This window comes from Arthrobacter sp. Y3223164 (assembly GCF_059091005.1).
The window spans coordinates 1-3,255 of the sequence record NZ_JBNHGF010000309.1 but is presented as its reverse complement, the minus strand read 5'-3'; the positions used below and the strand labels follow the sequence as shown (position 1 = coordinate 3,255).

General features: G+C 70.1%; 5 protein-coding genes. All 5 read right to left on the bottom strand.

Going from position 1 to position 3,255, the window contains the following annotated elements; genetic code table 11:
• The coding region (locus AC5RUJ_RS13110; protein WP_494155975.1) for a PH domain-containing protein at nucleotides 1-1,254 on the bottom strand (1,254 nt) is incomplete at its 3' end.
• Complete coding sequence (locus AC5RUJ_RS13105) at nucleotides 1,251-1,763, bottom strand: PH domain-containing protein (RefSeq protein WP_494013374.1); 513 nt, start codon at nucleotides 1,761-1,763, stop codon at nucleotides 1,251-1,253. The genes AC5RUJ_RS13105 and AC5RUJ_RS13110, both read right to left, overlap by 4 nt.
• Nucleotides 1,756-2,253 (bottom strand): DUF3180 domain-containing protein, encoded by a 498-nt coding sequence (locus AC5RUJ_RS13100; RefSeq protein WP_494001933.1) that lies wholly within the window; start codon nucleotides 2,251-2,253, stop codon nucleotides 1,756-1,758. The genes AC5RUJ_RS13105 and AC5RUJ_RS13100 overlap by 8 nt, the downstream gene beginning before the upstream one ends.
• Nucleotides 2,254-2,275: 22 nt before the next feature.
• Complete coding sequence (folK, locus tag AC5RUJ_RS13095) at nucleotides 2,276-2,785, bottom strand: 2-amino-4-hydroxy-6-hydroxymethyldihydropteridine diphosphokinase (RefSeq protein WP_494128721.1); 510 nt, start codon at nucleotides 2,783-2,785, stop codon at nucleotides 2,276-2,278.
• Nucleotides 2,782-3,165 carry a dihydroneopterin aldolase gene (gene folB, locus AC5RUJ_RS13090; RefSeq protein ID WP_494049153.1) on the bottom strand — a complete coding sequence of 128 codons (384 nt, stop codon included), beginning with the start codon at nucleotides 3,163-3,165 and terminating at the stop codon, nucleotides 2,782-2,784. Before folB ends, folK begins: the two co-directional genes overlap by 4 nt.
• Nucleotides 3,166-3,255 lie beyond the last annotated feature (90 nt).

Sequence of the window (3,255 nt, the reverse complement as noted above, 5' to 3'; positions counted from 1 at the left end):
GGTGACGGCGAAGCCGTTGCGCCGCCAGGTCAGCCAGGACAGCCACCGCACCCGCCGCGGCGAGGTGACGAATCCGCCGTCGGAGGCGCCGGCGTCGTCCCTGTCCTTGCCCGCGATTCCGTCAAGGCCCGCCCCGAAGACGGTGAACGGGTCCTCGGTGCCCGGGTCCGGGAGCACCAGCGCAAGCATCTGCATCACTTCCTGCTGCGTGCCCACCGGCAGCAACGTGGTGCGGGCGCCCGCGTTTTCCGCGCTGAGGCCGTAGCCGGCCACGTTCACGCGCATCCGGTACCAGCCCTTGAGGCGCCACAGCGGCGACTGCATGATCTCCACGGCCTGCACCCGGCCGGGCGGGACGGTCTGCGCCCGGGTCTCCAGCAGACCGTAGCGGAGCCGGATGCCGTCCGGGGAGATGGCGGCGCGGAAGTTGTAGCCGGTGCTGAACGTGGACCAGTAGCCGGCCACCACGCCGAACGCCGCGGGGACCAGGAAGGCCGGGCCGAACGCGGCACCGAACACAAAGGTCGAGAGCCCGGCCGCGATCAGCATGATGAGCAGGAACAGCGTGGTTCCGGACAGCAGCGCCGCGCCGAGTATACGTCCGCCCGGGATGGCCAGGATCTGCTGTTCGGGGGCTTCGGCCACCGCTTCCTGGGGGTGCGCGGGATCGCCGCGCAGGCCGGCCGCCCGGGCCAGGATGGTGGCGCGCAGCTGCTGCGCCGACGCCAGCGGCAGGTAGGCGAGCCGCACGGCCGATTCTCCGGCGTCGGCCACTTCGAATTTAAGTTCGGCCAGGCCGAAGATCCGTGCCAGCAGCGGCTGGATGACGTCGATCGCCTGCACCCGGTCCAGCCGCGCCTGGCGGTGCTGGCGGAACAGGACGCCGGAGTTCACCCGGACATGGTCGTCGGTGACCTGGTACCGGGTGAACCACCAGGAGAGGAAGAATCCGCCCACCAGCAGCACCGCGACCACGACCATGACCAGCACGGTCCAGACGGCGCGGCCGCCGCTCAGTCCCCAGAACTCGTCGCCCCGGAACATGGCCTCGAACCAGTCCCGGCCGAAGAAGTAGGCGATCGCCGCCAGCGCAATCCAGCCGCGGACCAGCGGCGAAACGGGGTGAACCCGGTGCCAGGTGCCGGTGGCGTCCGGTGCCAGGGGCACCCCTTGGGAGGCCGGCACTACTTCGCCGGGCGCATCCGGCCCCTGCCCGGGCAGCGGGGCCTGCCCGTTGCTGCCGGGTACGGTCATAGCCCGGCCAGCCTTGCCTGCCCGCGGTCGGAGAGTTGTTCGCGCAGCCGGGCTCCTTCTGCCGCCGGCACCCCCGGAATGCCGGCGTTGGTCTGCGGGCTGGCGGTGTGCAGCTTCACCGAGCACAGGCCGAAGGCCCGCTCCAGCGGCCCCACGCCAACATCCACGTACTGCATCCGGCCGTAGGGGACCACCATGACGCGCTGGAAAAACAGTCCGCGCCGGATCAAAAGGTCCTCGTCGCGTTCGGCATACCCGATGGCCCTGACCTGGCGCGGGATCAAGAGCCCGGCCCAGACGCAGAGCGTGAGCGTGCCCAGGCTCAGCAGCCAGCCGAGCCACGCCGGGAAGCCGGGCCAGAGGCCGGTCAGCGCCAGGACGAGCGGGGTGGACAGCAGGGCGACGGCGACGACCGTGAAAATGGCCCAGCTGACCAGTCGTACGGTGACGTACTTGGGCGAGACCCGGATCCAGCTGATGCCGGCCGGATCGATCGCTTCGCTAGGCATACTCCCCCTCGCCTTGGGCCTCGGTACCGTTGTCCTGGGCCGCTTCGGTGTCCTCGGGCGGAAGTTTGCAGAAACGCTCCACCACCAGCCCGATTACCACCATGACCAGGCCACCGCCCATCATAGCCAGCACGGCCGGCAGCGCCCCGAGGCCGGGCCGGTACAGCAGCAGCATGAGCTGGTCCACCATGATGCCGCTGTGCCAGCCGAAGATCAGCGACCCGGCATAGGCGCAGGCCTGCGCCAGCACGAGGGTGCGGGCCGCGAGTACCGGATTCAGCTCCTTGTCCCGGTTGCCGTTGCGCCAGCGGCGCACTTTGAGGCCGAGCACCAGGGTGAAGACGGCGATGGCGGCCATGGTCGCCAGCGAGGAGAGGTGCAGGACGGGCACCGGCAGCCCGCCGCGCCCGGCGAGCAGGTTGCCCAGCCAGCCCAGCACGGCCGTGACGACGGCGATGGTCGCCAGCCAGCGGTATCTGATGGTCCTCACGAAGCCCCCACCCCGCCGGACACTATTGACCGGCTTCGAACGGCTCGGATTCGTAGGGTTCCACGCCGTCCAGGTCGCCGGCCGCCTTGGCCAGTTCGCCGACCGGGACGCCGTTGAGCGTGGCGTTCGAGTCCATCCAGGCCCAGGGCGCCAGCACGAAGGCGCGTTCGTGCGCGCGCGGGTGCGGGATGACCAGGTCCTCGTCGTTGAGCACCAGGTCGCCGTAGGTGATGATGTCCACATCCAGCGTCCGCGGCCCCCACCGCACTTCGCGGGTGCGGTGGTGCTTGTTCTCCACGGCCTGACAATGGGCCAGCAACTGGTGCGGGTCCAGGTCGGTCTCCACCTCAAGCACCATGTTCAGGTACTCCGGCTGGTCCTCGGGACCGCCCACCGGCTTCGTCTGCACCACGGCCGAGACTTCGCGCAGCCGCACGTGGGGGGTGTCCACCAGGTCCGCCACCGCGTGCGAGAGGGTGTCGCTGCGTGCGCCGAGGTTGCTGCCCAGCGCCAGGACCGCGCGGACGCTCATGGCTGCTCCCGGTAGATGCTGACCGTGACATCGGAAAACTCCACCTGGATGGGTGCCTGCGGCTTGTGCACCGTGACCTCGACCGCCTCCACGGCGAACGTGCGCAGCACATGGTCGGCTATCCGTTCGGCCAGTGTTTCGATCAGCTGCAGGGGCTCGCCGGCGATGATCGCGTCCACCTGGTCGGCGAGCTCGGCGTAGTTTGCGGTCTTCGCCAAGTCGTCGTCGGCCGCGGCGGCCCGAATGTCGGTGTGGAGGGTGACGTCGACGACGAACGGCTGGCCGTCGCGGCGCTCATGCTCCAGCACGCCGTGGTAGCCCGTGGCCTTGATGCCGGAAACCCTGATGAGGTCCGGCCGTGCCGGAGATGCTGGCGTCACGTCCCGGCCTACTTGGTCCAGGCGGCGGCTACTTTGACCGCGTCCAGCGAGGCGCCGGCGTCGTGCACGCGCACGCCCCAGGCGCCGTTG